General features: G+C 46.3%; 2 protein-coding genes. Both read left to right on the forward strand.

Annotated features, from left to right (window positions below):
* Positions 1-87: 87 nt before the first annotated feature.
* Positions 88-417, forward strand: a complete 330-nt coding sequence (gene tnpA, locus ACOI06_RS14530) for an IS66 family insertion sequence element accessory protein TnpA (protein WP_420663308.1) — start codon at positions 88-90, stop codon at positions 415-417.
* Complete coding sequence (tnpB, locus tag ACOI06_RS14535) at positions 417-761, forward strand: IS66 family insertion sequence element accessory protein TnpB (protein WP_420663309.1); 345 nt, start codon at positions 417-419, stop codon at positions 759-761. The genes tnpA and tnpB overlap by 1 nt, the downstream gene beginning before the upstream one ends.
* Positions 762-957 lie beyond the last annotated feature (196 nt).

Below are 957 nucleotides of genomic sequence, written 5' to 3' on the forward strand. Positions count from 1 at the left end.
GTAAGCGTTGCCGCATCGGCGTGATGGTGCTACGCGTTAGAAAGCATCAAACTGTTGGGCATGATCAACTTTTATTAGTTTTAGAACATGTCCATAAAGAAACCTCAAACCCCTCATGTCCGCAGCTACGACGAGTGGTGCACGCTGGTGCACCAATACGAAGCTGAAAACACCACCATCAAAGCCTTTTGCCAGCAAAGAAAGATTGCGTATTCCACCTTTTGCAAGTGGTTGTCTAAATTGCGTAAAAGTAGTGTGATCTCACAGCCTAGTCAGAGCAATGCCGTTCAGTCTGAAGTACCGCCCAAGTCATCTGATTTTTTAGACATTGGTGCAATTAATTTAAACCAGTCATCAAGTTTGGAGTTACGGCTGGATCTTGGGGATGGCGTGGTTCTCACGCTGTTACGCCGCTGATGTTCTTTCCTGAAGGCAACATCCAGGTCCACCTTTATGGTCAGCCTGTCGATATGCGTAAATCCTTTGATGGTTTATACGCCATGGTCCGACATGCGATGCAGTTGAATCCGCTGTCGGGTGCATTGTTTGTGTTTATCAATCGGCGCGTCAATCAGATGAAGGTTCTGTACTGGGATCGAACAGGATTCTGTATCTGGGCCAAACGGTTGGAGCGTGGTCGGTTCATTTCAAACTGGAACGAGATCACGTCTAGGGAGATTGATTGGACGGCTTTAAAGCTACTTCTGGAAGGCATTGAACCCAAGCGTCAGAAGCTGCGGTTTCGACGCCCAAAGGTCTAGAAAACAATGTTCAAAGTGGTTGAAAAATAAGCATAAAACTCTTTCAAAAACAAGGAGATAATGGTACAATTTAGCTCATGAGTTCAGCGCAAAACACCATCCCAACCGATTCAGTTTCCGGCACATTCGTGACCTAGGAACAGGTGGCTGAACTCGTGCAATCAAACCAACTTTTACAGCAGCAGGTTGAGGCACT

Source organism: Orrella sp. 11846 (genome assembly GCF_048820935.1).
Lineage (GTDB): Bacteria > Pseudomonadota > Gammaproteobacteria > Burkholderiales > Burkholderiaceae_B > Algicoccus.